Raw genomic sequence first — 26,839 nt, forward strand, 5'->3', positions numbered from 1 at the left:
CTGTAATTAAATATCACTTAAACTAATAACTATGACAAGATAGAAGGTTTCTGCAATCCAAATTTATTGAATCAACCGGTGTTGAACTTTTATGAGTCTCCTTATTTAACACCGGCTTAACCTCCGGGTTAAGCTTGCCAAACCTCTCCAACTTTTTAAGGCAAATACTCAACAACTTCTTCAGACCATACCATTCTTAATACTGGGTTAATGCCTGGTGGCCGGGTATGTTTTAGTTTTACAAAATTTTTTATCTAACAAACTCGATTTTTCGAATGAAACAAAAATTACTTTTTTTATGTGTGGGATTGCTTGGATTATGCCATGCACCGATTCAGGTACGAGCTCAAACTGCTGATCATGTGGTGATCAGTGAAGTTTATGGTGGGGGTGGAAATGGTGGTGCTCCGTTCAAAAATGATTTTATAGAACTATACAATCCAACGTCAACAGCAATTAGTCTAAATAATTGGTCTGTACAATTCACAAGTGCTGCTGGTACCAGTTGGGCCCCGGTTGCATTGTCTGGTGAAATTAAGGCGAAAGGGTATTACCTTATTCAACAGGCCGCTGGTGCCGGAACAACGATGGCATCACTTCCTACGCCCGATGCGACGGGAACGAGTATGATGGGTGCAGGTTCAGGAAAAGTCATTCTTTGCCAATGCACAGCCGCTTTATCCGGAGCCAAACCAACGGGAACGACTATTATTGACTTTGTAGGGTATGGTTCCACGGTTTCCTATGAGGGAACGGGACCTACTGGTACGCCTGCCAACGCCACTTCGGTAGAAAGAAAAGTGAGTGCTACCTCAACTGCGGCATTATTAGGCCCATCAGGAAGCGATTATCTGAAAGGAAATGGGTGGGATAGTAACGACAATGGTCAGGATTTTGTAGTTCAGACAGCAGTAAATCCACAGAATTCGACTTCGAACAGAGAACCGTCAGACGGATTATTTTCCGGATCCGCTGCTCTGGACTTTGCCAATCAATATGTAAACCTGAATTCTGGAGTCAAACCATTGATATTAACATACAATAATTTGACCAACGAGGATGTAACGATAAGCACAGCATCACCTTTTTCTATATCGAAAACGGCAGCGGGGGCTTTTGGTACTTCCTTGACCTTTACACAATCAGAGCTGCCAACAACATCGACTAATTTCACAGTTTATGTAGTTGTAAATCCTTCTGCAATCGGTGCGGTAAATGGCTTATTAAGTTTTAGTGGTGGTGGTTCAACACCAGGATCAGTTACGCTTTCAGCAAATGGTGTTACCGCGTTCCCAACTACAAAAATTAGTGCGATTCAGGGAACAGGATCTATGGCAACGTCCGGAAGTTTTACGGTAGAAGCCATTGTAACCGGAGTTTATGGCACTCTAGACCCGCCAGGTTTTTACATTCAGGAAGAAGATGCAGACTGGGACGGAGACTTAAATACATCCGAAGGGATATTTGTATCGCAGGCAAATCCAACAGTTGCAATTGGTGATAAAGTTTTGGTTACTGGTACCGTCGATGAGAGCAATACTTCCCCCTCTTTCAACCAGGCGGCGATAATAGCTCCTGCCATTTCAATCATTTCGTCCGGAAATCCAGCACCTTCATTTTCGTCAATCGATAATGCAAACTATTCTATTGCTGCTGCGGAGAAATATGAAGCTATGCGCGTGCAATTTACTTCTGATCTTGTGGTATCGGATAATTTTTCTCTGGCACAGTATGGTGAATTGGGACTTTCTATGTCAGGAAGTGTTTACACTGCCACACAAATTGTGGATCCAAATGATAATCCGGAAACAGGAACCAATTTTGAAACAAGTCCGGGAAATTCAAACGCAGCCGCGGTAACAGCATATGAAACGGCTAATGCCAACAAGGTTATCGTCTTGGACGACGGTTCAGGATTGTCAAATCCTTCACCGACTCCTTACTTAGATCCCGTTTTGAAAACAATCCGGATCAATAGCTCCATTTCTTCTCTAAAAGGAATTATGGGCTACGGCTTCCTGAAGTATCGTATTCAGCCATTACCAGGTGGGGATGCTCCGGTAGTTGTTAGTGCACCTCGTCCGACAGTGCCGACATTTACAAATGCCACCATCAAACTGGCAAGTTTTAATGTGCTTAATTATTTCAATGGAAACGGATCGGGTGGAGGTTTTCCAACTTCAAGAGGAGCAACTACGGCCGCGGCTTTTGCAATTCAGCGTAGTAAGATCATCGAAGCCATTTCTCAAATCAATGCGGATGTTGTTGGATTGCTGGAAATTGAGAATGATGGTGTAGGAACACTATCTGCAATTCAGGATTTGGTTAATGGTCTTAATGCTAAAATGGGTGCGAATACCTATTCAATTGTAAAGGATGGTTCATCAATCCAGACCGGCAATACCGACGAAATCAAATGCGCAATTATTTACAAGAATGCAACCATTTTCCCCGAAGGCGCAGCGGCTTTAACCGGGGTTACGGGACAACGTCCGTTTCTGGCACAAACTTTCACTACCACTGCCAGTGAAAAGTTCAATTTTATAGTAAATCACTTTAAGTCAAAAGGAAGTGGAGGCACGGGTGCTGATGCAGATAATGGCGACGGTCAGGGTTTTTACAATGCAACCCGTAAAGCTCAGGCATCTGCACTTGTTACTTTTATAAATGCACTGGTAACAACCAGCGGATCTGACCGTATAGTAAGTGTCGGTGACTACAATGCCTATTTTGAAGAGGATCCACTGGATCTGTTGCGTGCAAGCGGACTTGTCGTAGCCAGTACCTCAACAGCACATTCCTACCTTTTCAACGGAGCGCTGGGTTCATTAGACCACGCGGTCATTTCATCCTCTATGACTGATAAAGTGGCAGTGCAAAAGTGGAATATCAATTCTAATGAGCCTACACTTTTACAATATACCAACACTACCTACACGGATGCATCAAGCCCATTCCGTTCATCAGACCACGATCCGATATTAATCGGCGTAAATTTCTCCGGTGCTCTTCCAGTAAACCTGATTTCTTTCACCGCCAAAGAAGTGAACAAACAGATACAGCTGAATTGGAAAACGGCTTCTGAAATCAATAACAGTCACTTTACTGTGCAACGTTCTGCGGATGCGGTATCATTTGAAGATCTTGCGGTTATCGATGGTGCAGGAAATACCAGTACGGTAAAAACTTATAGTTTTCTGGATGCGGCGCCTTTGGAAGGTTTGTCTTACTACCGTCTGAAACAATTGGATCTGGATGGAACAACGACCAATTCAAGAGTTGTTACCGTTAAACTGAATGGCGAAGCTGACCGCGAACTTACTGTTTATCCTAATCCGGTTACAGATCATGTGACGCTGAAACTTGCAGGAAGAATGGCAACCGCAAAAAGTTTGAAGTATGAAATCCTAAGCCAGGATGGCGTCAAGCTTCTTTCAGGCAAAGGTTCGTTATCTGAAATCAATAAAAGCGCTGACCGCGCGCTGCCGAACATCAAATCAGGAATTTACCTGATCCGTATATCAGGAGCTGATGAAACGCATGTGTTCAGGTTTGTGAAACAATAATTCTACATAAAAAAGAAAAAGCCGTGATTTTCAGTTTTATCTGATTGTCACGGCTTTTATTTTTACAAAATATGCTATTCTGTTTTAGAAAAAAAAGCCAGAGCCTCTTCTCTATCCAGTTTGATTCGCGCCATTAAAGATGGCAGTCCGTCAAATTTTTGTTCGGGACGCAGGTAATGCAGCAATTCCAGTTGAAGTTCTTCTCCGTATATTTCCTTATCAAAATCAAACAAATGCGCTTCAATCGTTTTGGAAGTACCATCTACGGTCGGTCTGACACCAATGTTGAGCATTCCTTTAAATGTTTCATCCTTATAAGTTGCCTTTATAACGTAAACCCCGTTCTGCGGAATTAGTTTGTAGGATTCATCCGGATGAACGTTGGCCGTTGGAAAACCTATTGTCCTGCCAAGCTGTTTTCCTTTAACCACCGTCCCTGAAATGTTATATTGCCTGCCCAGCAGTTCATTCGCCTCGTGAATTTGCCCAGTCACCAACGCCTTACGAATACGGGAAGAGCTGATTGCCATATCTTCAATATCCTGACGCGGGATTTCTTCCACCTCAAAGCCATACTGCGAACAGTTTTGTTTTAAAAATTCAAAACTTCCTTCCCGGTTTTTTCCGAAACGGTGGTCATAGCCGATCACCAGTTTTTTTGTGCCAATTTTATCTACCAGTATTTGATGGATAAAATCTTCGGAAGACAATTCCGAGAAAGACCTTGTGAAGGGAATAATGGCAAGATGATCTATACCAAGCTGGGCAAAAAGTTCTATCTTTTCCTCAATCGTAGAAAGTAGCTGTAATGACTGGCTGTCTTCGGAAACAACGGTTCGCGGATGAGGCCAAAAAGTTAGTACAACTGTTTCTCCGCCTGAAAGTTGGCTGATCTCCCTGAGCCGGGAAAGTATTTTTTTATGTCCGATGTGTACCCCATCAAAAGTTCCGCTGGTTACAACGGCAAAATCTAATTTTTCAAAGGCATCCAGACTATGGTAGATATTCATTCCTCAACAGGTAACTTCAATTCAATCCTTTTCTGATAAATGAAATCGGTAAGCTCCCAGGCATTGCTCAGTTCAAATGAACCGATCCGTGTCCTGCACAGCGCGCTCAGGTAAGCACCACTTTGTGCCAGCTGACCAAAATCACGTACAATACTACGAATATATGTTCCTTTTGAACAAACAATCTTAAAATCAATTGATGGGAAATTGGAAGAATCTATTTCGAAAAGTGAAATTTCTACGGTTCTTTTTTTGATCTCAGCAGTTTCTCCGCGACGGGCTTTTTTATAAAGCCGCTCACCGTCAACCTTCACCGCTGAATAAATAGGAGGGATCTGCTCAATTTGTCCCAGAAACTGTTGTCTTGTTTTTTCCAGAATTTCAGCGTTAATGTGATCGACGGGAAATTCAGCGTCAAATTCTGTTTCCAAATCAATTGAAGGCGTGGTTTTGCCAAGAACAAATGTTCCGGTATACTCTTTTTCCTGAGCCTGATAAGAATCGATTTGCTTCGTTTTCTTGCCGGTACACAAAATAAGTAGACCGGTTGCCAGCGGATCGAGCGTACCGGCGTGACCGATTTTACTAAACTTACAGCCTCTTTTGAGTTTGTTGGCAACATCAAAAGAAGTCCATCGTAAGGGTTTGTTAATCAAAATGACTTCGCCTTCGTCCGGAATAATTGTTTCGTTATTCAAATTTATAATTTTGATAAATGAATCAGAAGCTGATTATTCAGCAACAGTCCAAATTTATTTTAAAGAAAAAGATAAACCACAGAACGCGGGCTCTGTGGTTTGAATTCGTATTAAATTCTATTTATAAGGTCGGTCAGACGATGTCCAGCTTGTAACCGGATGCCAGCAAACCCAGCAGTACCAATCCCAGAATAATTCTGTAATAACCGAAAACCTTAAACCCGTATTTTGTAAGGAAACTTATAAAGAACCGGATTGCAAGCATGGCAACAACAAACGCAACCAGATTTCCCAGCAACAATATCTTAATGTCTTCCGACTGAATTGTATCGTAAGTCTTAAGTAATTTATAACCTCCTGCTGCTGCCATTGTTGGCACGGCAAGAAAGAAGGAAAATTCAGCAGCCTGTTTACGCGACAAACCCTGAAGCATGCCTCCAATAATGGTGGATGCCGAACGGGAAACACCCGGGATCATCGCAATACACTGAAAAAAGCCGATTTTCAAAGCATCAAAGTAAGAAATTTCTCTGTCGCCAGTTGTGTCGTTTGCAATGCGATCGATAAAAACAAGAATAATACCACCTACTAAAAGTGAAATGGCAACAACCACAACATTTTCCAGCATGGCGTCAATCAAGTCGTTGAGTAAAAATCCAAGGACAGCCGCCGGAAGAAACGCAACGAATAATTTGAAATAAAAATCTGTGGACTGAAAAAAGCGCTTCCAGTAAAGCACAACAACTGAAAGGATAGCACCGAACTGTATATTTACGGTGAACATTTTGGTAAACTCCAGATGACTGATCCCCATGAACGAGGAAGCGATAATCATGTGGCCGGTAGAAGATACTGGTAAAAACTCTGTTATGCCTTCAACGATCGCTAAAATAATGGCCTGCCAAATACTCATGAATTAGCCGGTTTACGGAAGATAGCCCAAAATTCAATCACAAAACCGACCACAACGATCAGCGGTCCAACAGTTAAACCCAGGGTGCCAAAGCCGAATTCTTCGGTATCGAAGGTCATAATTAAAAATCCTCCCAAAATGACTGCAAGACCAATCAGCATGGTCACATAGTTGGTGGTCGTAAACGGAAGGTTGTTCCTGTTGTTATTCATATTTTTTGTGTTAAATTCTGATTTATGACTTAATAAAGATCGTCAAGTGCCATACGAAGGTAGCGCGCAAGAGACTGATAGGTACTAGCAATGCCAATCGCAATTCCCAGTATTACTACTATACCAACGAGTATCGCTATTTTATTATATTCCTGCAAAACAGCCAATCCTTCTACATTCCTGACTGCCACCTGCTGTAATGCAATTAATAACCCTCCGGCTACAATGCCCCCGGTAAGTCCCTGAATAGCACCTCTGAGAATGTAGGGTTTTTGTATAAATCCGTTTGTAGCACCCACCAGCTGCATACTGCGAATCAGGAAACGCTGCGAATAAATGGCAAGTTTGATCGTATTGTTAACAAGCAATACAATGATAATGAGCATGATCAAAGCAAAACTAGCCAGGACAGCGTAAATTTTGGTTACATTGCGATTGATGTTGTCAGCAAGATCTTCCTGATAAACAACTTCATAAACGCCTTTAATGCCTTCAATATCTTTTTTAATAAGTTGCAGTTTTGATTCTTCAAAGTAATCTTCACCAATTTTTACCCGATAGCTGTCACGTAAAGGGTTTTGACCGAGGAAAGTTGAAAAATCTTCCTTTGTTCCTTCTATAAATTCTTTTGCTGCTTCCTCTTTTGACACGAATGAAATAGGAGCAACCTCAGAAGTTACCAAAACATAAGGCTTTGTTTTGAATAAATTCAATATAGAATCCTGGCCTGCCTTGGAAGCTTCTTTGTCGAGGAAAACCCTCACCTCTATGTTCTGACGAATGATCGAAACCAGTTTTTTGGATTGAATTACCAACAGCCCGCAAAAGCCAATTAAGAATAATGCAGCCGTAAGACTCATTACAATCATTGCATTTGGATAACTACCGATCTTCTTTTTTTTAGGCATAGCGCGTAAGATTTCGCTTTTTCCGGTCTTTAACTTTTCGTTTTTCGGACCAGCAATGGCAAAAATAAGGATTTATATTAAAAAGAGGCCGATTTAAGGCAATGCTTAACGATTTTTAACTTTATGAAAGCGGCGTTTAATTTCTTCTGCCCATTTCATCACGAATGTTCGCCGCCTTCTCATAGTCTTCTTTTGAAAGCGCGTCGTCCAGCATTCTCTGCAGCTCGTCGAACGAAAGGTCGCGAAGCTGATCTTTAAGAGAACCTTTTGTTTTTAGCGTTTCGCGTACTGTTTCCTGTTCCTCATCATCTTCCTCTTCTGCTGCCGAACTGGAAACAATACCGGCTTCGGATAAAATTGCCTCGTATGTATAAATAGGAATACCGAAACGCAGGCCGATAGCAATTGCGTCCGAAGGTCTAGCATCAATTTCTACCTCACGAAGGCTGTCCGTGCAAACGATTTTTGCATAAAAGATGCCCTCTTTCAAATCAGAGATTACAATTTCCTTCAAAGTGTAATTCATGCCATCCGCAAACGACTTGAATAAATCATGCGTCATCGGACGGTTGGGAACAATATTCTCGATCTGAACCGCGATAGCCTGTGCTTCGAAAACACCGATAATTATCGGCAGCCGGCGGTTACCTAATTCTTCGCCAAGCACCAATGCAAAAGATCCGGCCTGTGATTGGCTGGGGGACAGACCTAGTATTTCTAGCTTAATTTTTTTCACGTTTAAACTTTATGCGCAAGCGCAAGTTTTTGTTAACAGCTGTGGTGAGAATTCTGATTCGCCCGGTTTAATAAGTTCTGAGCTAAAGTATCTGTATTATTAAATACTGATTTGATTTCCAGTATTTTAACAAAAAAGCAACTTAAACTGTTCCTGCTTATTTCTGTAAAGGGCAAGCTTTCAGGATGCAAAAATAAAAAACCCGTCCTGCATTAAAAAATGAGGGACGGGTTAAGCTTGCTGTTGATATTAACTAATTGTGTCTAAAAAAACCTAAATGTCTGAAAACGAATACGATGATCCGGAACGAAAATATTTAAATAATTCAAACCAGCTTAAAAATGAAGTTTATTTCAGGTTTTTTGCAGCCTGGGTTAACTTAGGAAGGATCTCAAAAACATCTCCGACAATACCATAATCTGCTGCCTTAAAGAAAGGTGCTTCGGGATCTTTATTAATAACAACAATACATTTTGAGCCGTTTACACCAGCTAAGTGCTGAATAGCGCCGGAAATGCCGCAGGCAATGTAAATGTTCGGTGCAACCTTAATTCCGGTTTGTCCGATATGTTCATGATGAGGACGCCAGTCCAGATCGGATACCGGTTTTGAACAGCCTGTCGCAGCACCCAAGGCAGATGCCAGATCCAAAAGCGGCTGCCAGTGTTCCGGACCTTTCATACCTCGTCCACCGGAAACAATGATGTCGGCCTCGGTGAGAGATAATTCGGAGCTTGCTTTTTCAACTTGACCTACTGTTGCTGTAAAATCAGAGTCGCGCAAGGCTGCTGCAAAAGCTTCTACAATGGCGGTAGAAGTTGATAATTGTGATTCGTCAACTTCGATTGCATTCTTTTTAATCACCAGTATTTTTACATCAGATTTGATCTCAGCAGTTGCAAAGGCCTTTCCTGTGTAGATGCTTCTGGTCACCGTAAAAGCCCCGTTTATTTCCGGAAGTTCGGTTACACCTGAAACAATTCCTGCTTTTAGTTTTGCCGCCGCACGTGCAGCTACCGCATCACCCAGCCCGGATTTTGCAAGGATGATGATTTTACTGTCTTCTTTCGCAGCAGCCTGTGCCAGAACGTCGGCATAGGCCAGGCTGTTTTCATGTGCCAGTTTTGCATCCGAAGCATGTAAAACTCTATTGGCTCCGTAGAAACCGGCCTTTTCAAGTTCGGTCGCATCCGCAGCTCCTAATGCCAGAACGGTGGCATTACCCCCTGTTTTTTCTGCGATCTTCGCCCCGTAGGCAATCGCTTCAAGGGATGTTTTTTTTATCGTACCGTTATCTATTTCAACAAATATGAGAACTGACATATCGTGTAATTTTGAATGAAAAAATGATAGAATTGCTAATGGAAATGATTTCCTGTTTTATAATACCTTAGCTTCTGTCTGTAACAATTTTATAAGCGTCTCGGCTTCACTCGCCGGAATCATTTTGCAGGCGCCTTTCGGAGCCGGAAGTGAATATTTTTCAGGAACTGTCATGTCATCAACCGAAACAGGTTCCACTACCAAAAGCGGTTTTGTCCTGGCAGTCATGATGCCACGCATATTAGGTATTTTCCATTCCGAAATTGGTTCCTGGCAGCCAAGTACAAGTGGAAGTGGTGCTGAAAGAGTTTCTTTCCCGCCATCTATTTCCCTGGCAATGGTAGCAGTGCTGCCCTCAATATCCAGTTTCATTACCGGAGAGTAGGAGGGGATACCAAGCATTTCACCAACAAGTCCGTGTACAACACCGCTGTTAAAGTCTATGGATTCACGCCCCATAAGAATAAGGTCGTAACTGTTTTCACGGGCAATATGAGCAATTTGGCTTGCAACAAAATAGGAATCCAAAGGATCACAATTGACTCTGATCGCATCATCTGCGCCAATAGCAAGTGCTTTACGAATTTGCGGATCTGCTTCTGCGCCACCCACATGAAGTACGGTTACTGCACCGCCGAACTGTTCTTTCAATTCAACGCCTCTTGCCAGTGCATAATCATCATAGGGTCCGATAATATATTGGATTCCGTTTTTATTAAGTTTGGTGTCGTTATCGGTAAAAGATATTTTAGCGGTCGTATCAGGTACATTGGTAATACAAACGAGTATTTTCATGATAATATAGTTACGTATTTTAACTTTTCTGAGAATAACTTTGTCATTCGCAAAATAAGGAAAATCTTAAATAGTATGCAAGCATAATAATTTCCAATGAAAAACGCATTACTTCAGAATTTGTTATCCTTTTACGAGGAGGATCCGTCAGATCCCTTCAATGTGTACGCGCTCGCCTTGGAATATTCCAAATTTGATATGTTAAAAGCTGCCGCATTTTTTGATATTTTACTGGCGGAGCATCCCGAATATTTGCCTGCCTACTATCACGCTGCATCATTTTTTGCTATGCAGGATAAAATTAGCAGGGCAGAGGAAATCTATATAAAAGGCATCGCTTTGGCTCTTAATCAGAAGAATACAAAGACGCACCAGGAGCTTCTGAGGGCTTACAGAAGCTTTTTAGACGAGCTGGATGACTAATAGTTTGAAGTCAAAATTTGTTCAGTACAATAAAAACCTGTACCTTTCCTGTTTATTAGGAAATACTACATAGCAGACAGCTTTCGGTTAACAATTTTCTCTCCGCCCGGCTAAGTTTGATAATTGTTTTTGAGTTCCTCGCTTGAAGCGTAAAAAATTATTCGTTGATATTTATGGAAAAGGAATCGTTCATTCCGCTTGTTGTAAAGTGGGCACAGGCTCATGGGTTTAAGGAAATCCAAGCCAATATGGAAGGGTTTGAAACCCCTAAGTCGTATGAAAGAGCAGCAGATAACATTAAATTTACACCAGATGTAACCGGTGTAAACATGTTTAACAGACATTATCTGGAAGTTTCAATGAAAACTGACCAGCTTCGCGGAAGTATTTCCAAATGGAAGCTTTTGAGCGAATTAGCGGGTATGAAGGGCGCGAAATTGTATCTGATGGCGCCAAGAGGTCATGTACGTTTCACGAGAGAAATGATCGAACAATACAATATCCCTGCTGAGGTTGTTAAAATCGATTAATAAAGAAATTATATAAAAACGGGTGAATGGGTCATACGACCATTCACCCGTTTTTATATATTAAACTAGCTTTGCGGATATTTCCATTCACCACGGTATTCCCGGCTGAGCAATTTATTGGCCTCTGCATCTCCTGCAATGGTTTCTCTTTCTCCATCCCAGACAATGCTTCGTCCGAGTTTGTACGAAAGCATGCCCAGTAGTGCAACATTTGTTGAGCGCTGTCCAATTTCTATTTCACAAACAGGTGGAGTGTTAGTTTTGATTGAGGTTAGAAAATTGGCCCAAAGCTGTTGTATATTCTGATCATCCGGTTTGTTTAGCTGTGCGTCCTGATGTATGACCGGTTTGTTGGTGTTAGCAGGATAAAAGGTCCAGCCGTCGAGCCAGCCCATGTGAAATGTTCCCTCGGTTCCGTAAAAATATACACCCACGGCCTGTTTAGGATCGGTTTTCTCCGCATTGTTGCCAGCAAAATTCCGGTGCTCCCATTCCAGGGTAAATCCATCGAAATCATAAACAGCAACCTGGTGATCCGGTGCATCGGTGTTATCCTGGCGAATGGCTCTTCCTCCTGTTGAATAAACTTTTTTAGGGTACTTCTGATCCGACCACCAAAGAACCTGATCAAGCCAGTGAATTCCCCAGTCGCCAAGTGTACCGTTAGCAAAGTCCAGGTAATTCCGGAATCCTTTTGGGTGGATTGTTTTATTGTATTGAGCCAAAGGAGCAGGGCCGCAGTAGAAATCCCAGTCGATGGTTTTTGGTGGTTCTTCGTTTGGCACCTTTTGTCCGGCACCTCCGCCGTAATGCACAAATGCCCGGGCCATCCCTATCTTTCCGGCCTTGCCTGACTTTAAGAATTCCATCCCGGAAATATTATGCGGTGATACCCGCCGGTGTGTACCAACCTGAACAATCCGGCCATGTTTTCGCGTGGCATTGACCATGGCTCTGCCTTCTTTAATGGTGTGGCAAATTGGTTTTTCTACATAGACATGTGCTCCGGATTCAATGGCAGCAATACAACACAGCGCATGCCAGTGGTCGGGTGTAGCAACGATTACGATTTCAGGCTTTTCTTTGGCGAGCATCTCCCGGTAATCTCTGTACAGCTTTGGTTTATCGGGTGTCAGTTTTGATACCTCTGCTGCGCAAGCCTTCAACTGATTTTCATCCACATCGCAAAGTGCAACCACCTTGTTTTCGCCCGACTGTATCGCACAGCGGAGGATGTTGGTTCCCCACCAACCTGATCCTACAAGAGCAGTGCGGTAAGGAGCTGCCCGGCTGAGCGCAGAAAGGAGTGGCAGAGAAGAAAATACCGCTGTTGAAAGAACTGTTTTTTCAATAAAGGTTCGACGATCCATATCTGTTTGTAAATCTTTTTGTTAGTCTTTTTTTCTTACAGGTAGGTCAGCAATTCTTTCATGATCAGCGTCATACCGGGTTCTGCTTTTTGGGCGGCCGCAACGATTTTAGAAAATTCAGCCTTTTCCAGTGTCTCAGGAATACCCAGATCGGTGATAACCGAAAGTCCAAAGCATCTGATTCCCATTTGACGTGCAGCAATGATTTCGGGAACAGTACTCATGCCAACAACGTCTCCACCGATTTGACGAAGCATGCGGTATTCGGCACGCGTTTCCAACTGTGGGCCTGAAACGCTCACATACACGCCTGAATGAACGGGGATATGATTCTCATCTGCTATGTTTAAAGCCCTTTGAATCAGGACAGCATCATAAGGATCGCTCATGTCGGGAAAGCGGTCTCCAAATTCAGGAATGTGCGTGCCTATCAAAGGATTCAAAGGCAAGAATGAACTGATATGATCATTGATTACCATCAGATCGCTGATCTTATAAGCCGGATTAAGACTTCCGCAGGCATTTGAAACAAGCAATGTCTGAACACCAAGAAGCTTCATGACACGTACCGGAAAAACAACCTGCTGCATGCTGTAACCTTCGTAGTAGTGGAAGCGACCCTGCATGCATAAAACCTTTTTTCCTGATAAATTTCCAAAAATCAGTTTACCCGAGTGGCTTTCTACCGTCGAAACAGGAAAATTAGGAATATCGCTGTACGAAATGGTGTAAGTAATTTCAATTTCATTGACCAAAGAGCCCAGTCCTGTTCCCAGTATGATACCAAATTCAGGTTCAAAACTTTTGGTATATTCTTTTAAAAATTCACTTGCTTTCTGAATTTGTTCCAACAACATAGGATCTGTTTAATATATTAGAATTGCGTAAAAACGCCGGAAACCACGGGATTACTTGCCTTTCAGTTTCTCTGTCAGCCAGTTATTCATGATATCTCTTTCATCAGCATAAGTCCAATGGCCGGTGTCAAGGTACAATTTAAGCTCTTTTGGCGCATTAGTTACATTGTATGCCGCAAACATGGATGTAGGCGGACAGGTTTCGTCGTTGTATCCCCACATATAGTATCCGGGCGCCTTAACTCTTTTTGCAAAGTTTACCACATCGTAATAAGCTACCGTGTTCAGTTTCTCTTTGGTGTTATTTGCCTGCACGCTGTTTTTGTCAAAATAATGGGGCCAGCCTCCGGCTCTGCCGTGGAGATAACCGGTAACATCGCTTAAAGCCGGATAAAAAGCGCCCAGCCATTTTACACGCGAGTCCAAACCGGCTGTCACGATCGAAAGTGCTCCGCCCTGGCTTCCACCGGTTACCGCAAGGTTTTGACCATCGTACTGCGGCAGACTTGTTAAAAAATCATTGGCGCGAAGACAGCCCAAGTAAACTTTTTTGTAGTAAAACTTATCTTTATCATCCATATTGTACGAAGGATATCCGTTTGATATTCCCGCACTCAAATCCGTGTAAACCGACGGGTCCATAATCACCGGAATGCCATGAATACCTATTTCAAGAGTGATGATGTCTTTTTCAGCAGTAGCAATATCTCCGTAATATGGCCGGATTCCTGCCCCTGGTACACGAAGTAATGCCGGATATTTTCCTTCCTTTTTTGGGACACTTAAGATACCATAAACTCGGAGTCCCTGGCGGTGATTTTGTAGGTTCAAATGATATACATTAACTTTTGCGGTACACCTTTCCGGCAGGAGCGTCATTTTTGCATCCATAGGCACAGCAGCAAGTTCTTTTTTTGCGGCATCCCAAAAGCTGTCGAAATCCTGAGGATTGGTCACCGTTGGCTGTATTTTGAACGGCTCAAATCCGGCTGTCGCAAGTCCGCGGTATTCTGCTCCGTCCACAACTGCATAGGCAATACATCTTAAAAACCCCGGCGTTTTCATGGTTCCGCCATCGATGACAAGTTTGCCGTCTGCTGTCGTTTTTGTTTGTTTGATGGTTGGTTCAAGCTTTTCAAGCCCGATTTCATAACGGACCGGGACATTTTTTACCAGGTTCCCGTTGCGGATGACGGAGATTGTAAACTGAACTTTCTCGCCGGTTTTGTAAGTCCAGTCGTCATGGTCGGCAGCAACAACCACGTCCACATATCGTTTAACCGGCTGCGCGTGGGATAATAGGGCGGTGAAAAGTAGAAGGTAAAGCGGTAAAAAACGATTTTTCATAGAATGATTATTAAATCAATAAACAGTATCCGGAATTATTCCTGACTGTTAAAGTGCGAAAGTGCCGGAATCTTTAACGATTGTAAGATAATTTTTCTGATTTAAGGTAATTTGCGGTCTGAAAACGATTCGTACAAATTTTAAGGGCAACAGGAAGCAGTAATGATCAGGATTAACAAGTTTATAAGTGAAACGGGTTTTTGTTCCCGCCGCGAAGCGGACAGACTTGTGGAGCAGGGCAGGGTGACATTAAATTCGAAAATAGCTGTACTTGGCGACAAAGCTTCGGAATCAGATGATGTTCGTGTAGACGGAAAATCTTTGAAGGTTAAAAAAGCGGGTGTATATATTGCTTTCAATAAACCTGTTGGAATTACCTGTACAACAGAACGGCAGATTAAAGGAAATATCATAGATTTCATTGGACATCCGGAGCGCATTTTTCCAATCGGGAGGCTGGATAAACCTTCAGAGGGGCTGATCTTTCTGACGAGTGACGGCGATATCGTCAATAAAATTCTTCGGGCCGGAAATAACCATGAAAAGGAATACCTGGTCACCGTAGACAAAATGGTTACGCCTGAATTTGTAAAAAAGATGTCTGAGGGAGTACCGATTTTAGAAACCATTACAAAAAAATGTTTTGTCAGAAAGGAGGGAAGCCATGTTTTTACCATTACCCTCACACAAGGACTTAACCGGCAAATCCGCCGCATGTGCGAACACCTGGGTTATTCTGTCAGTAAACTTAAAAGAGTACGTATCATGAACGTTACGCTTGACGGACTTCCGGTTGGAAAATGGAGAGATCTGACGGATTCAGAAATGAAATTTATTAATGAAGCGGTTCAAGATTCTGTCAAAACCGAAGAGGGTTCGTTGATTGAAAACTTAAACGATCAGGAAGAGTAAGAGGCTGCATACCTAAAATAAGGTTCTGTCGTTGCTTTTGAAAGAACCTTTAGTGTATGCATAGATGTTTTCCGCTTTTAATTTTGTTTTCTTTAAGGTTAATCGCGCAGCCTCATTTTACCGGGCTGAGGGGCGGGATAACCTTAAATGTTCTTGGAACCGCTCCAAGTACAATGATCTCAGCAGAGATGCCTTTTTCGTACAGGAAGGGCGGATTTTGGAATGCGGATGCAGGAATTGGTCTGCCCAGCGCAGGCCGGAAAAATAATCGCCCGCCTGGTCTTGAAGCCGGAACTACCTATAATTTTATTCTGAATCCTTATCACCGGAGCCTTTGCTCGCCTGCACCATCTTATCACAGTTTTGAAACATATCTGGAGACCGGAGCAGCATTGTCGATATTCGAACCTTCCAGTGCCAGTTTACCAAATGAGCTTTATAAAAACACTTACTTTTCACCAATGGGTATTATTGGATTAAGATTTCATTTGGTGAAGCCAAGATGGATATATATATGTAAAGCGCGGATGACGCCCTTGCTCGACAGAGAATTTGCAGTTTGGGGTGGATTTAGCCTTGGTCTGGGTTGGCGATAAATTTTTTCTAAAAGAGTATAAATTTATATTTTTTTACTATTCATAGGTATATTTAAAAATATTTTAAAAATAACCTAATCCCTTAAAAATGAAATTTGTTTATCTGATTGTTCTGGGTTTCTTTACCAGTGCAATAAATGCCCAGAATTTGCCGGTTTGGCAACAATCTGGTGACAAAAAAATGGCTGCCGATTGGCTTATCCGGCCTGTTAGTGAAAAAGCCGGGTTTTACCTATCCCAAAATGGTAAAGATCTTATTATGAACAACGGTCTTTTACAGAGGACATTTCGCATTACCCCGGACCTGGCCTGCATCAACTACACTAATCTGTCAAATGGTCAGCAGCTCTTACGGTCTGTCAAAGCAGAGGCAAGAATTATCCTGAACGGAAAAGCGTATAATGTTGGAGGTTTAAGCGGGCAAAAAGAAAATGGCTACCTGCTGCCGGAATGGGTAGACCAAATGAAAATATCAGATAGTGCCTTTCACTATGTTAAATATTCTGTTTCTGACATTGAAAATACCCTGAAATGGAAAACGACAATGTGGACCGGTAACACGAAGATGCCGACAGGCAAAACGATTACCTTTTTTTTTAAATCATCCCTTCCACAGTTAAAGGATCTGGATGTTCAGGTGCATTATTCTCTGTTTGATGGGTTGCCGTTACTTAGCAAATGGGTAACAGTAGCGAATACCGGTGGCAAAGTTACAGTAGATCAAATTGTTAATGAGATACTTGCTGTAATTGAGGAAGAAAGTGCGGTAGAAGGAAGTGCCGATAAAATGGCTAAGCCTAACGGGATTTACGTTGAAAATAATTTTGCTTTTAACAATGCAATGCGATACCCGCTGAGCGATCAGGCGACGCACTGGAAAGTGGATCCGTCTTACACTTCGCAGGTTAACTATAATTATCAGACACCCTGCCTGCTGGAAGTTCATCCAAATGTAAATATGGGTGTGAATCTAAAAACAGGTGAGTCACTGGAAAGTATTCGCACTTATGAACTTTTGCAGGACAGTTATGATCGTGAGCGCAAGGGGTTGGCAGTCAGAAAGATGTATCGAACAATTGCTCCCTGGGTTACGAGCAATCCGATATTTATGCATTTGGTAAGTAAAAATGATTCCGAAGTAAAAACAGCCATTGATCAATGCCAGGCAACAGGTTATGAGGCGCTGATCCTGAGTTTTGGCAGCCATTGCAATATGGAGGACACAACCGCGGCGAACATGAAAAAGTGGAAAGAGCTGGCAGATTATGCACACAGCAAAAATGTGCTGATCGGTAGTTATTCTCTTTTTAGTTCCAGAAAAATCAGCCCGGAAGACGATGTGGTCGACCCGAAAACGGGAAAGCCGGGCGGCGCATTTTTCGGTGGACACGCTCCCTGTCTGGGTAGTAAATGGGGACTTGCGTATGTAAGCAAACTTAAACTTTTTATGACCTACACTGGTTTTAATATTTTTGAAAACGACGGTCCCTACCCGGGCGACGTTTGTGCGTCAACAACACACCCGGGGCATGAAGGTTTGCATGATTCGCAATGGAAACAAATGGAAATGCAAAAAGGACTTTACCGCTGGTGTAACGAAAATGGAGTTTATGTAAACGCACCGGATTGGTATTTTCTGGATGGGACTAATAAAATCGCTCTGGGTTATCGTGAGGTGAATTTTTCATTATCCCGCGATCAGCAAAAGATATTAAACCGACAGAATATTTTTGATGCGATGTGGAGTGAAACTCCTTCGATGGTGTGGGGATTTGTACCGCTGACAAAGTATCAGGGTGGCGACGCTGATGCGATTCTTGAACCGCTCTCGGAACATCTGGATGCCTACGAGCAGCTGATGATGCAATATTATGGAGCCGGTATTCAGGCCTGTTACCGCGGGCCGAGACTTTATGATACAGAGCAAACCCGAAAAACCGTCGTTGATGTCATTGATTGGTATAAAAAATACCGGAATATTCTCAATTCGGATATTCTACATTTACGCCGTGCCGATGGACGAGATTGGGACGGTATTATGCACGTCAATCCAGCCTTAAAACAAAAGGGTTTGGTGATGTTGTACAATCCTCAAAAAGAAGAAATTACCCGTTCACTAAAATTGCCGGCTTATTATACCGGAGAGCACACGTCACTGAAAATCCGTGAAAAGGAGGGTATTCCCAGAACGTATAAGGTGAGCCGGGATTATGAAGTTGAGGTGTCAGTAAAAATTCCTGCAAATGGTTATACCTGGCTGGTAGTGGAATAATCTGACCCAGGTTAATTGTGGGAAATGCCCTGTGGAAGTGTACAAACTTCACGGTTTTTTTTTGTGCATTCACAGGTTTTACCAACTACTTACTGGAATGGTTTTTTAAGGCAATTTTAAAACTACATATCAATGACCAGCGACATCTCCAAAATTTTAAAGTGGGTTCTTTTATTAATTGCCGTTCCGGCTGGCCTTTATTTGGGCAAAACATTTCTTGCCCCTCTGGCAATCGGTATCGTTTTAGCCATGATGCTGATTCCTGTAATGGATTGGCTAATGAACAAAAATATAAGCCGGGGATTTGCGGTTGCCGGCAGTACGCTTCTTCTTTTAATGTTCTTCGTCTTTCTGGGTTCTTTACTTACAATCCAGGTGAGAATTATTTCAAAAGACTGGCCGCAAATAGAAAAAACATCGGTGAAGTTATTGGATGATGCTCAATCATTTATAGAAGATAAAGCGGGCATCGATCCTGACGAGCAGCTTCAGCAGGCGAAAGGAATGCTTTCAAATTTGGGCAGGGGAGGAACGGCAGCACTCGGAACGATTGGTGGAGCGGTAACGAGTTTTATCCTGGTCATCGTCTATGTCGTGCTTATCCTTTCCCAGCGTGAAAGATTTAAAGAATTTATTCTTCTTAACGTTCCGCGGGAAGAGCAGCCGGAAGTAAGAAAAGTATTAAAAGAAATAAGAAAAACTTCCGGAGGTTATTTCTGGGGTATGTTTAAGGCAATGTTAATATTGGCTGTTTTATACGGAACGGGCTTTTTGATTGGTGGAGTTAAATATGCATTGCTGCTTGCTTTAATTGCAGCGGTGTTTTCATTTATACCCTATTTGGGGAACGCCATTGGTGGAGGCTTGGCAGCACTTCTGGCGATGGTTTCGGGCGGTTTTTCGAGTGTGTTGGTTGTCGTATCGGTTATGTTCGCTGCTCAAATGATTGACAACTACATTACACAGCCCTACGTGGTTGGGAAGGAAGTGGATCTGAATCCCTTTATGACGATCACCTCAGTTATTGCCTTTGGCGTTTTATGGGGTATCCCCGGTACGCTGATCGCCATTCCGATTACCGGAATACTCAAAGTGTCCTTCCAGTATTTTGAAAAGACAAGATCACTTGCGTTTTTGATGGGAAATGAAAAGCCGGACGCAGGGCGAGAGGGACTCAGAAAACAGGCAGATAAGATGGTTAATCCGGTTTAACTTAAATATTTAACTTAACACAACTTTTCACTGATGAAATCGATGAAATGTCTATTATCTAGCTAAGCCTGCTCAGTTTCCAGTAAAATAGGTATCAGTAAATCAATTTCGTTCTGAAGATCTTCAAGCAATTTTTTGATTTTGGCTTCATCAAAGGTTTCCAGATGTTCCAGGTCCTGTGTAATTTCTGTGACTTTTGTTAAAAAAGCAGAAGATGAAGCTCCCTTCAGCCTATGTCCAGTCGCTTTGATTCCTTTAAGGTTATTAGTCTGAAAATGTGCTTTAAACTCGGACATACTGCTGTGAAGCGATTCCCGGGTTAAAGCCAGAAACTCCGTTATGAACTCCTGGTCGTTCATATAGGTGTCTTTAAGTCTAACAATGTCAAAGTGTTCATTTGATATAGTGTGCATATCAGTTTTCGTTTCGCTTGATATAGTGCTGGTTTTATCTGAAAATTTATTAATTGCCTGCCGAATAGATTCTTCTACAAAAGGTTTTGAAATGAAATCGTCCATGCCGGCCGCGATACACTTATCACGTTCACCTTTGACGTTGCCGGCTGTCAGGGCGATAATTGGAATGTGCCTGTCCTGCGAAAGATTACGAATCGCATAAGTGGCTTCGTAGCCATTCATTTCCGGCATCTGCACATCCATGAAAATCAGGTCGGGCAGCTGTTTTTTGCAGAATTCAACTGCTTCAACTCCATTGGCAGCCTGAAGAATCTTTGCTTCCGGGGTAATTTTACTAATGATCGTTTTTGCAAGGAACATATTCACCGGATTGTCCTCCGCGATCAACACGAGCATTTCTCCAGAAGTAAATATATAATTTTCAACCGATTCACTTACTTCTTCAATCATCTCTTTTTGTGACAGTCTGGAAAGGCAAAGGAAAATATCGTTAAGCTTGATCGGTTTCATCAGCCGGTAGTTGACCTTAAGCTCTTCGCAGGCCTTAATCACTTTGCTGTCGTCCGCAGAGCTGTTTAAAAGAACAATCGGCAAATCTTCTGCGGTGCCCGGAAAGGTCATTCTGATCTTACGAATGGTTTCGATCCCGTCCATGTAAGGCATGTGGTAATCCATTAGCACCGCATCATAGTGAACAGGAGAGTCCAGTGCTTTCAGTGCCTCAAAACCATTTTTAACCTGATCTGATTCAATTTTGAGAAGCTGCAGCATTTTTTTCATGATCAGGCGATTGTTGTCATTATCATCAACGATCAATACTTTTTTGATTGCATCTACATTCTCCCAGACAATAGGTTCGCCCGGTTCGGATAGTAGGGTCATGTCAAAGAAAAATGTACTGCCCACGCCAAGAACACTTTTTAACTGAAGCTGACTTCCCATCATAGCAAGAAGCTTGTTGGATATCGTTAGTCCCAGACCCGTGCCACCATATTTTTTTGTAGTAGAGCCGTCTTCCTGCAGGAAGGCTTCGAAAATTTTAGCCTGTTTTTCTTCACGGATACCAATCCCTGTATCCCGAACGATAAACCGGCAGGTTATATCCTGGCTTTCTTCCGGCTGGTAATTGAGTATCTCTATTTTTAATTCAATCTCCCCGCTTTCGGTAAATTTCGCAGCGTTGCTCAGCAGGTTAATCAAAACCTGTTTTAATCTGATTTCATCCACCCAGACAAACCTTGGAAGATTGGCCGGGATGTTAAGCAGCATTTCCAATCCTTTGTTTTGAATTGGAAAGGAAATAATATCCGCCGACTGAGCCGTAATGTCGTAAATATCACATTTGTCAACGTCCAGTTCCAGTTTGCCGGCTTCTATTTTGGAGAAATCAAGGATGTCGTTAATGATGCTCAGTAACGCATTGGCAGATTGGTTTACAATACCCAGATACTGTTTCTGCGTATCGTTCATCTTTGTTTTTAACACCAGATCTGTGAATCCAATCACCCCATTTAAAGGTGTTCGGATTTCATGGCTCATATTAGCCAGAAACTCAGATTTTGCTATACTAGCCTGTTCAGACTGCAACTTGGCCTGCCTTAATTCTTCCTGCCTGCGGGTGGTTTCTGTAATGTCTTCAGTAAACATCATAATGCCACCAACAGATCCGTCAAACTGATACCAGGGTCGTAGTTCCCATTTGAGAAACTGTGCCTGATTCCAGCCCTGCGGCATCCACAAGTCTTCGTCTCTGGAAATGGTTTCGCCCTGCAAAACACGCTGGTGCATGTTTTTCCATTCTTCACCAATGTTGGGAAATACCTCGTAATGAGACATGCCGATGATATGCTGTTCCTGCAATTTATATTCATCAATCCATTTACGGCTCACTGCCAGGTACCGGACATCTCTGTCCAGCATCGCAACTGCCGCCGGTGCATGTTCAACAAAGGCAAGCAGACGGGCTCTTTCATTAAATAATTCCTGCTCAGCCTTCTTACTTGCAGAGAGGTCCGTGGCTACTCCGAGGTAACCTATGATGGTGTTATTGTAATCTCTTATTGTAGTAACAACCAGTGAAACAGGAAGCAGTTCGCCGCTTTTAGACCTATAAGTCCATTCTCTGATTTCAGAACTTTCCGATTCGGCCTTATAGACAAAGGTTCTGAAACCTTCAATTGAAAAACCGTATTCTGTAGATAATTCTTCCGAACGTTTTTGCAGTTCTTCTTTGAGGTGAATGAATTCGGGCGTTGATTTACCGACAACCTCGTCTGCGGTATAACCCAGTAATTTCTCTGCTCCTTTATTGAAAACTGTGATCGTTCCCTCAACATCGGTTGCAATAATACTGACTTCCGATGCAGCATTTAATACATCGTCGAGTAATTTCTTGGCATTGACAATTTCAAGTTCTGCTTTTTTTCTTTCGTCAATGTCCTGAAACATTCCGTAAAGCTTTTTGCACCTGCCGTTTTCGAATTCTGCATGACCAATTGACCTTACCCAAAGTTCTTTTCCCTTGGCGGTTGTGAGCTCCAGCTCCAGATCGTAGCTTTTGCCCTCCTTGAGCGCTAGATTTACTGCCTCAGATATTTTCAAAAAACTCTCTTCTTTTTTGTAAAAACTAAGACCAGTCGCTAGGTCTGGTACGTAATCAGAATCTACCTGATGGATCTGTTTTGTAATATCTGACCAATAAAGCTTGTTCTGACGCACATCCACTTCCCAGCCTCCCACACTAGCCAGTTGATTGGTCTGGAGGAGCATTTCCTGCATTTTCTCCAGACTTTTTGCCAGGCGATGGCTTTCGGTGACGTCAATGGAATTTCCTACAACATAATCAGCCCCTTCTTTGACTTCGATCAGGATATTATGGTAGCTCCAGATCCGGTAAGATCCGTCCCTGTGCTGGGTGGTCATCAGTCCACTGGAAATACCGTTCTCCCGTATTTCATGAAGATATTTTTCGAGAATCTGATGATGTCGGGCAGGAATCAGGTCAAACAAACTCAGCTTTAAAACCTCCTCTTTTACATAACCCAGCAAGGCTGCACCTGCACTGTTTACCGTTAGGAACCTGCCGTCCAGATCGTGCGTGCACATCAAGCCCTGCGAATTCTCGAAAAATGTCCGGAAATTGTCTTCGCTTATTTTAAGTTTTTCTTCTTTTATTTTTTCTTCAGTGATATTGCGCCCAATCGCAAACATATTGCCGGTTGCAGGCTCGGGAGTCGTAACCCACTGAATAAAAACGTAATCTCCGTTTTTGCTTTTTAAACGCTGAACAAAATTGATTCCCGATTCTCCGGTTGATAGCCGCGCTAATTCCCTGGCCGTTTGTTCACGGTCATCGGGGTGTACAAGATCAAAAAAGTGGGTATTTAACAGGAAATGCTCATCCCAGCCCAGTACTTGTCCGAATGCCGGATTGATTTTTTTGAAAAAGCCGTCTGTACCTGCTATGCAGATTAAATCATTGGAAAGTGTAAAAAGACGATCAAAATTTCGGCGCTCCTCTCTTTTCCTCTGGTCAACAATCAGAGACATAACCTGCTCTGCCAGTAGTTTAAGCGCCTGTTTCTGGTGATCTGTAAGCTTTTTAGGGTGGCTGTCAAAAACGCAGATAGTTCCTATCGAATAGCCATTGGGATCAACGAGCGGATGCCCGGCGTAAAACCTTACGTTTGGCGTTTCTGTTACATAGATGTTTGTGTCGAAACGTTCGTCAAGACTTGCATCCTCAATTTCCAAAAGAGAATCGCCCAGAATTGTATACCTGCAAAACGCCAGATCCCTGGACGTTTCGGTCATCTCCAGACCATAATTTGATTTGAACCACTGCCGCTTGTCATCGATCAATGTAACCATAGACATGGGCGCGTCACAGATAAGAGACGCTAGTTCTGTAAGCCGATCGAAATCTTTCTCACTTTGTGTATCCAGAATCTGATAACTCTGCAGTGCTTTAAGTCGTTCGCGTTCGTTTTCAGGAACAGGGGAAAGATTCATTCTTTATGGAGTATGGCAAGGTATAAAATCCTTTAAATCTCTGTATTTTTTTTCAATAATGAAAGTAGTAATAGTTGTACGTATAATCTGTTGTTTTCTATAAGCTTCGATTATTTTACTCCTTAAAGTTGTATAGTCGTTTCGTAATCAAACAATTAAGTTAACAGAGGTTACAAATAGAATATTTTTTGTATTATTTAATTAGAGCCGATGATTCGATTTGTCAAACGTTATACTACACCTGTAAAATTAATTTTTACTACTTTTTTCCCATCAGTGTTTCTTTAACAAAGTTACTGTCCCAGCTGTGATCTTCGGCTGAAAAGTCGAGAAGCAGATCGTTTTGTAAAAGCTTCTCCTGAATCTCAATTTCCCTGCGTGCATTGATAGCATATTCCTTCATGTCACCTCTTGAACCAGCCAGCCTTTCCAAAGCCTTTTCATCATAGCTGATAAATTTCTGACCTTGCCGGGTAGCAGTATATTTTCTAAAACCCAGTTCCTGGAGCGCGTCAATAGCCAAGTGAACGGATGTATAAAGCGTTTCGCGGTAAATGTTTGTAACACCCATTTCCATCAGTTCGTAAGCATCAAACCGGTTTCTGGCTCGGGCCAGCACTTTCACGTGCCCGTAATGTTTGGTTACGGTTTTGATTAGTTCATTGTTGATTTCAGGCGAATCAATTGCTGCAATAAGTAGTTTCGCATTTTCTATCCCTGCCGATTTAAGAAGGTCAATCCTGGTGGCATCACCATAATAAACTTTGAATCCCATCCTGCGTAACAGTTCAACCTGGTCCGAGTTATTGTCAAGGATCGTGGCCTCAATTCCGTTGGCACGAAGCAGCCGGCCTATGGTACTTCCAAAATGTCCGAATCCTGCAATGATTACCTGGTGTTGTTCATCGATTTCGTCAGCAGGACGCTTGTCAGGAATCTCTTTTGTGCCGAAAAACCTGGAAATTACTTTTTCGTTAAGTAAAAGTAAAAGTGGTGTCGTCATCATACTGATTGCCGTAACTGCTGTCAGCTTTCCGAGCCATTCCTGATCGATAATATTGAGCTGACCTGTGAAGGAAAGCAATACAAAAGCAAATTCACCAACCTGGCTCAGGCCAAGAGCAAACATAAAATTCTGATCGTTTTTTAGTTTAAAGGTTTTTCCGATGGCAAAAAGAACTGCGAATTTGACAAAAATGACAGTGCAAACAATTGTGGCGATTTGTCCGGGTGATTCTGCCAGGAGTTGAAAATTAATTGAAGCACCTACTCCCATAAAAAACAAGCCAAGAAGTAAACCTTTGAAGGGTTCTATATCACTTTCAAGTTCATGCCTGAACTCACTGTTTGCCAATACTACACCGGCAACAAATGTTCCAAGGGCAGGACTTAAACCCACCATTTCCATTAAAAAGGCTACCGCAACTACCAAAAGCAGAGATGAAGCTGTAAACATTTCACGTAATCCGGTTTTCGCGATCAAACGAAGCAAGGGAACTACAAGATAAGTCCCGACCGCATAAATTGATGCAACTGCACCGATTACAATCACCGTTTGCAGCCAGGCAGGTAATTCTCCCAATATAGAACTGTGTGCAGCATCAGGTGTTACATCCGTGGTTGCCAGTAGGGGTAAAACGGCCAGAATTGGAATAACAGCAATATCCTGAAAAAGTAAAACAGAAAAAGAGGCCTCACCGGCCTGTGATTTAGAAAGGCCTTTTTCTTTTAACGTTTGTAAAACAATCGCCGTTGACGACATCGTTAGCGCCAACCCGATTGATACGGACATGGTCCATTCCCAGCCAAGGAGCATGAACAAACCGAAGAGTAACACGGTCGTTCCGATCATTTGGGAAAAACCAAATCCTGCAATTGCTTTCCGCATTTCCCAGAAAGCTTCCGGTTCAAGTTCGAGTCCGATCAGAAACAGCATCATTACAACACCAAATTCGGCTACATGCATGATACCTTCACCTTCTTGTCCGATAAAACCCAGAACAAAAGGTCCGATAATAATTCCGGAAATCAGGTATCCCAGCACCGAACTCATACCGATTTTTTTTGCTATCGGTACACAAATAACGGCCGCCGAAAGGTATACCAATGCCTGGGGTAGAAAGTCACTGCTCATGCTATTCCGTTTTCTGTTAACCAGTCGTTTAAATATTCGTATTTCTGAATTTCCTCAACATCCAGCTTATTACGTTGAAAATGATCCAGAAGAAATGCATAATCCTGACCTAGTGCGAGCAGTTCTTCATCGCCCATCCTGTGAGAGCCGTGCCCGACAAACGGCGGCAGGTAAATCATTTTGCAAAGCGTAGTCGTACGGTTGAATGGTGTAAGAAATTCCTGTAAAGTAAACTGATGATATCCATCCGGCTGATAGGTTGTTCTGGCTCCGCCTGTTGACAATACCTGCATGACTAATTTACTTTCCAGCGCGTTTCCTTTTGGTCCGTAGGCCCACCCGGCTTCCAGGACCACATCGATCCACTGTTTTAAAAGCGCAGGGCAGCTGTACCAATAAATCGGATGCTCCCAAATAATAATGTCATGGTTTAGCAGCAGTTCTTTTTCTTTTTCAATATCGATGTTAAATTCCGGATATTCCTGATACAGGTCATGAAATGTTATGCCTTCAGGTATATGATTGACCAGTGACTTGTGTATCCTTGATTTTTCAAACAGGGGATGAGCAAAAAGGACAAGTACGCGATTTTGCATGA

21 protein-coding genes are annotated in these 26,839 nt (G+C 42.6%); 7 read left to right on the forward strand and 14 right to left on the reverse strand.

The window, feature by feature from the left end:
- Positions 1-275 precede the first annotated feature (275 nt).
- Entirely contained in the window at positions 276-3,566 is a 3,291-nt protein-coding gene (locus E0F88_RS06155) for an ExeM/NucH family extracellular endonuclease (RefSeq protein ID WP_131957335.1), read from the forward strand.
- Between the two features lie 74 nt (positions 3,567-3,640).
- Here the strand turns inward: E0F88_RS06155 and E0F88_RS06160 are convergent, their stop codons facing one another.
- The 8 genes from E0F88_RS06160 to E0F88_RS06195 form a co-directional block, all read right to left on the reverse strand.
- Positions 3,641-4,576 (reverse strand): bifunctional riboflavin kinase/FAD synthetase, encoded by a 936-nt coding sequence (locus E0F88_RS06160; protein ID WP_131957336.1) that lies wholly within the window; start codon positions 4,574-4,576, stop codon positions 3,641-3,643.
- A complete protein-coding gene (gene truB, locus E0F88_RS06165; RefSeq protein WP_131957337.1) occupies positions 4,573-5,274 on the reverse strand; it encodes a tRNA pseudouridine(55) synthase TruB in 702 nt (233 codons plus the stop codon). Before truB ends, E0F88_RS06160 begins: the two co-directional genes overlap by 4 nt.
- Positions 5,275-5,407: 133 nt before the next feature.
- Complete coding sequence (locus E0F88_RS06170) at positions 5,408-6,187, reverse strand: undecaprenyl-diphosphate phosphatase (RefSeq protein ID WP_131957338.1); 780 nt, start codon at positions 6,185-6,187, stop codon at positions 5,408-5,410.
- The gene (locus E0F88_RS06175) at positions 6,184-6,399 is read right to left on the reverse strand and encodes a DUF3098 domain-containing protein (RefSeq protein ID WP_131957339.1); all 216 of its coding nucleotides are present in this window, start codon (positions 6,397-6,399) and stop codon (positions 6,184-6,186) included. Before E0F88_RS06175 ends, E0F88_RS06170 begins: the two co-directional genes overlap by 4 nt.
- Before the next feature lie 29 nt (positions 6,400-6,428).
- Positions 6,429-7,307: a cell division protein FtsX gene (locus E0F88_RS06180; RefSeq protein WP_131957340.1), complete on the reverse strand. Its 879-nt coding sequence runs from the start codon at positions 7,305-7,307 to the stop codon at positions 6,429-6,431.
- A gap of 136 nt (positions 7,308-7,443) precedes the next feature.
- The gene (locus E0F88_RS06185; RefSeq protein ID WP_131957341.1) at positions 7,444-8,043 is read right to left on the reverse strand and encodes a bifunctional nuclease family protein; all 600 of its coding nucleotides are present in this window, start codon (positions 8,041-8,043) and stop codon (positions 7,444-7,446) included.
- A 348-nt stretch (positions 8,044-8,391) separates the two neighbouring features.
- Positions 8,392-9,366: an electron transfer flavoprotein subunit alpha/FixB family protein gene (locus tag E0F88_RS06190; RefSeq protein WP_131957342.1), complete on the reverse strand. Its 975-nt coding sequence runs from the start codon at positions 9,364-9,366 to the stop codon at positions 8,392-8,394.
- Positions 9,367-9,423: 57 nt separating this feature from the next.
- Positions 9,424-10,161: an electron transfer flavoprotein subunit beta/FixA family protein gene (locus tag E0F88_RS06195; protein ID WP_131957343.1), complete on the reverse strand. Its 738-nt coding sequence runs from the start codon at positions 10,159-10,161 to the stop codon at positions 9,424-9,426.
- A gap of 96 nt (positions 10,162-10,257) precedes the next feature.
- Here E0F88_RS06195 and E0F88_RS06200 point away from each other — a divergent pair, with 96 nt between their 5' ends.
- Both E0F88_RS06200 and E0F88_RS06205 read left to right on the forward strand, forming a co-directional pair.
- Positions 10,258-10,584 (forward strand): tetratricopeptide repeat protein, encoded by a 327-nt coding sequence (locus E0F88_RS06200; protein ID WP_131957344.1) that lies wholly within the window; start codon positions 10,258-10,260, stop codon positions 10,582-10,584.
- A 173-nt stretch (positions 10,585-10,757) separates the two neighbouring features.
- Complete coding sequence (locus E0F88_RS06205; RefSeq protein ID WP_131957345.1) at positions 10,758-11,114, forward strand: hypothetical protein; 357 nt, start codon at positions 10,758-10,760, stop codon at positions 11,112-11,114.
- A 65-nt stretch (positions 11,115-11,179) separates the two neighbouring features.
- Here E0F88_RS06205 and E0F88_RS06210 read toward each other — a convergent pair whose 3' ends face one another.
- The 3 genes from E0F88_RS06210 to E0F88_RS06220 are packed head-to-tail and all read right to left on the reverse strand — an operon-like array spanning position 11,180 to position 14,688.
- On the reverse strand, positions 11,180-12,484 hold the full coding sequence (locus tag E0F88_RS06210) for a Gfo/Idh/MocA family protein (RefSeq protein ID WP_131957346.1): 1,305 nt from the start codon (positions 12,482-12,484) through the stop codon (positions 11,180-11,182).
- A 35-nt stretch (positions 12,485-12,519) separates the two neighbouring features.
- Positions 12,520-13,341 (reverse strand): purine-nucleoside phosphorylase, encoded by an 822-nt coding sequence (locus tag E0F88_RS06215; RefSeq protein ID WP_131957347.1) that lies wholly within the window; start codon positions 13,339-13,341, stop codon positions 12,520-12,522.
- Positions 13,342-13,392: 51 nt separating this feature from the next.
- Complete coding sequence (locus E0F88_RS06220) at positions 13,393-14,688, reverse strand: acetylxylan esterase (protein WP_131957348.1); 1,296 nt, start codon at positions 14,686-14,688, stop codon at positions 13,393-13,395.
- 162 nt (positions 14,689-14,850) lie between these two features.
- Here E0F88_RS06220 and rluF point away from each other — a divergent pair, with 162 nt between their 5' ends.
- From rluF to E0F88_RS06240, 4 genes are all read left to right on the forward strand, one after another.
- Positions 14,851-15,600, forward strand: coding sequence for a 23S rRNA pseudouridine(2604) synthase RluF (rluF, locus tag E0F88_RS06225; RefSeq protein WP_131957349.1), 750 nt, complete (start codon positions 14,851-14,853; stop codon positions 15,598-15,600).
- Between the two features lie 56 nt (positions 15,601-15,656).
- On the forward strand, positions 15,657-16,196 hold the full coding sequence (locus tag E0F88_RS06230) for a hypothetical protein (protein ID WP_131957350.1): 540 nt from the start codon (positions 15,657-15,659) through the stop codon (positions 16,194-16,196).
- Positions 16,197-16,284: 88 nt separating this feature from the next.
- Complete coding sequence (locus E0F88_RS06235; RefSeq protein WP_165940005.1) at positions 16,285-18,468, forward strand: alpha-galactosidase; 2,184 nt, start codon at positions 16,285-16,287, stop codon at positions 18,466-18,468.
- 132 nt (positions 18,469-18,600) lie between these two features.
- A complete protein-coding gene (locus E0F88_RS06240) occupies positions 18,601-19,680 on the forward strand; it encodes an AI-2E family transporter (RefSeq protein WP_131957351.1) in 1,080 nt (359 codons plus the stop codon).
- 62 nt (positions 19,681-19,742) lie between these two features.
- Here E0F88_RS06240 and E0F88_RS06245 read toward each other — a convergent pair whose 3' ends face one another.
- The 3 genes from E0F88_RS06245 to E0F88_RS06255 form a co-directional block, all read right to left on the reverse strand.
- Positions 19,743-24,107, reverse strand: coding sequence for a PAS domain S-box protein (locus E0F88_RS06245; protein ID WP_131957352.1), 4,365 nt, complete (start codon positions 24,105-24,107; stop codon positions 19,743-19,745).
- A 259-nt stretch (positions 24,108-24,366) separates the two neighbouring features.
- Positions 24,367-26,241, reverse strand: coding sequence for a monovalent cation:proton antiporter-2 (CPA2) family protein (locus tag E0F88_RS06250; RefSeq protein ID WP_131957353.1), 1,875 nt, complete (start codon positions 26,239-26,241; stop codon positions 24,367-24,369).
- Entirely contained in the window at positions 26,238-26,837 is a 600-nt protein-coding gene (locus E0F88_RS06255) for an NAD(P)H-dependent oxidoreductase (RefSeq protein ID WP_131957354.1), read from the reverse strand. The genes E0F88_RS06250 and E0F88_RS06255 overlap by 4 nt, the downstream gene beginning before the upstream one ends.
- Positions 26,838-26,839: the final 2 nt, after the last annotated feature.

The sequence above is a fragment of the Dyadobacter psychrotolerans genome (genome assembly GCF_004349265.1).
Classification (GTDB): Bacteria; Bacteroidota; Bacteroidia; order Cytophagales; family Spirosomataceae; genus Dyadobacter; species Dyadobacter psychrotolerans.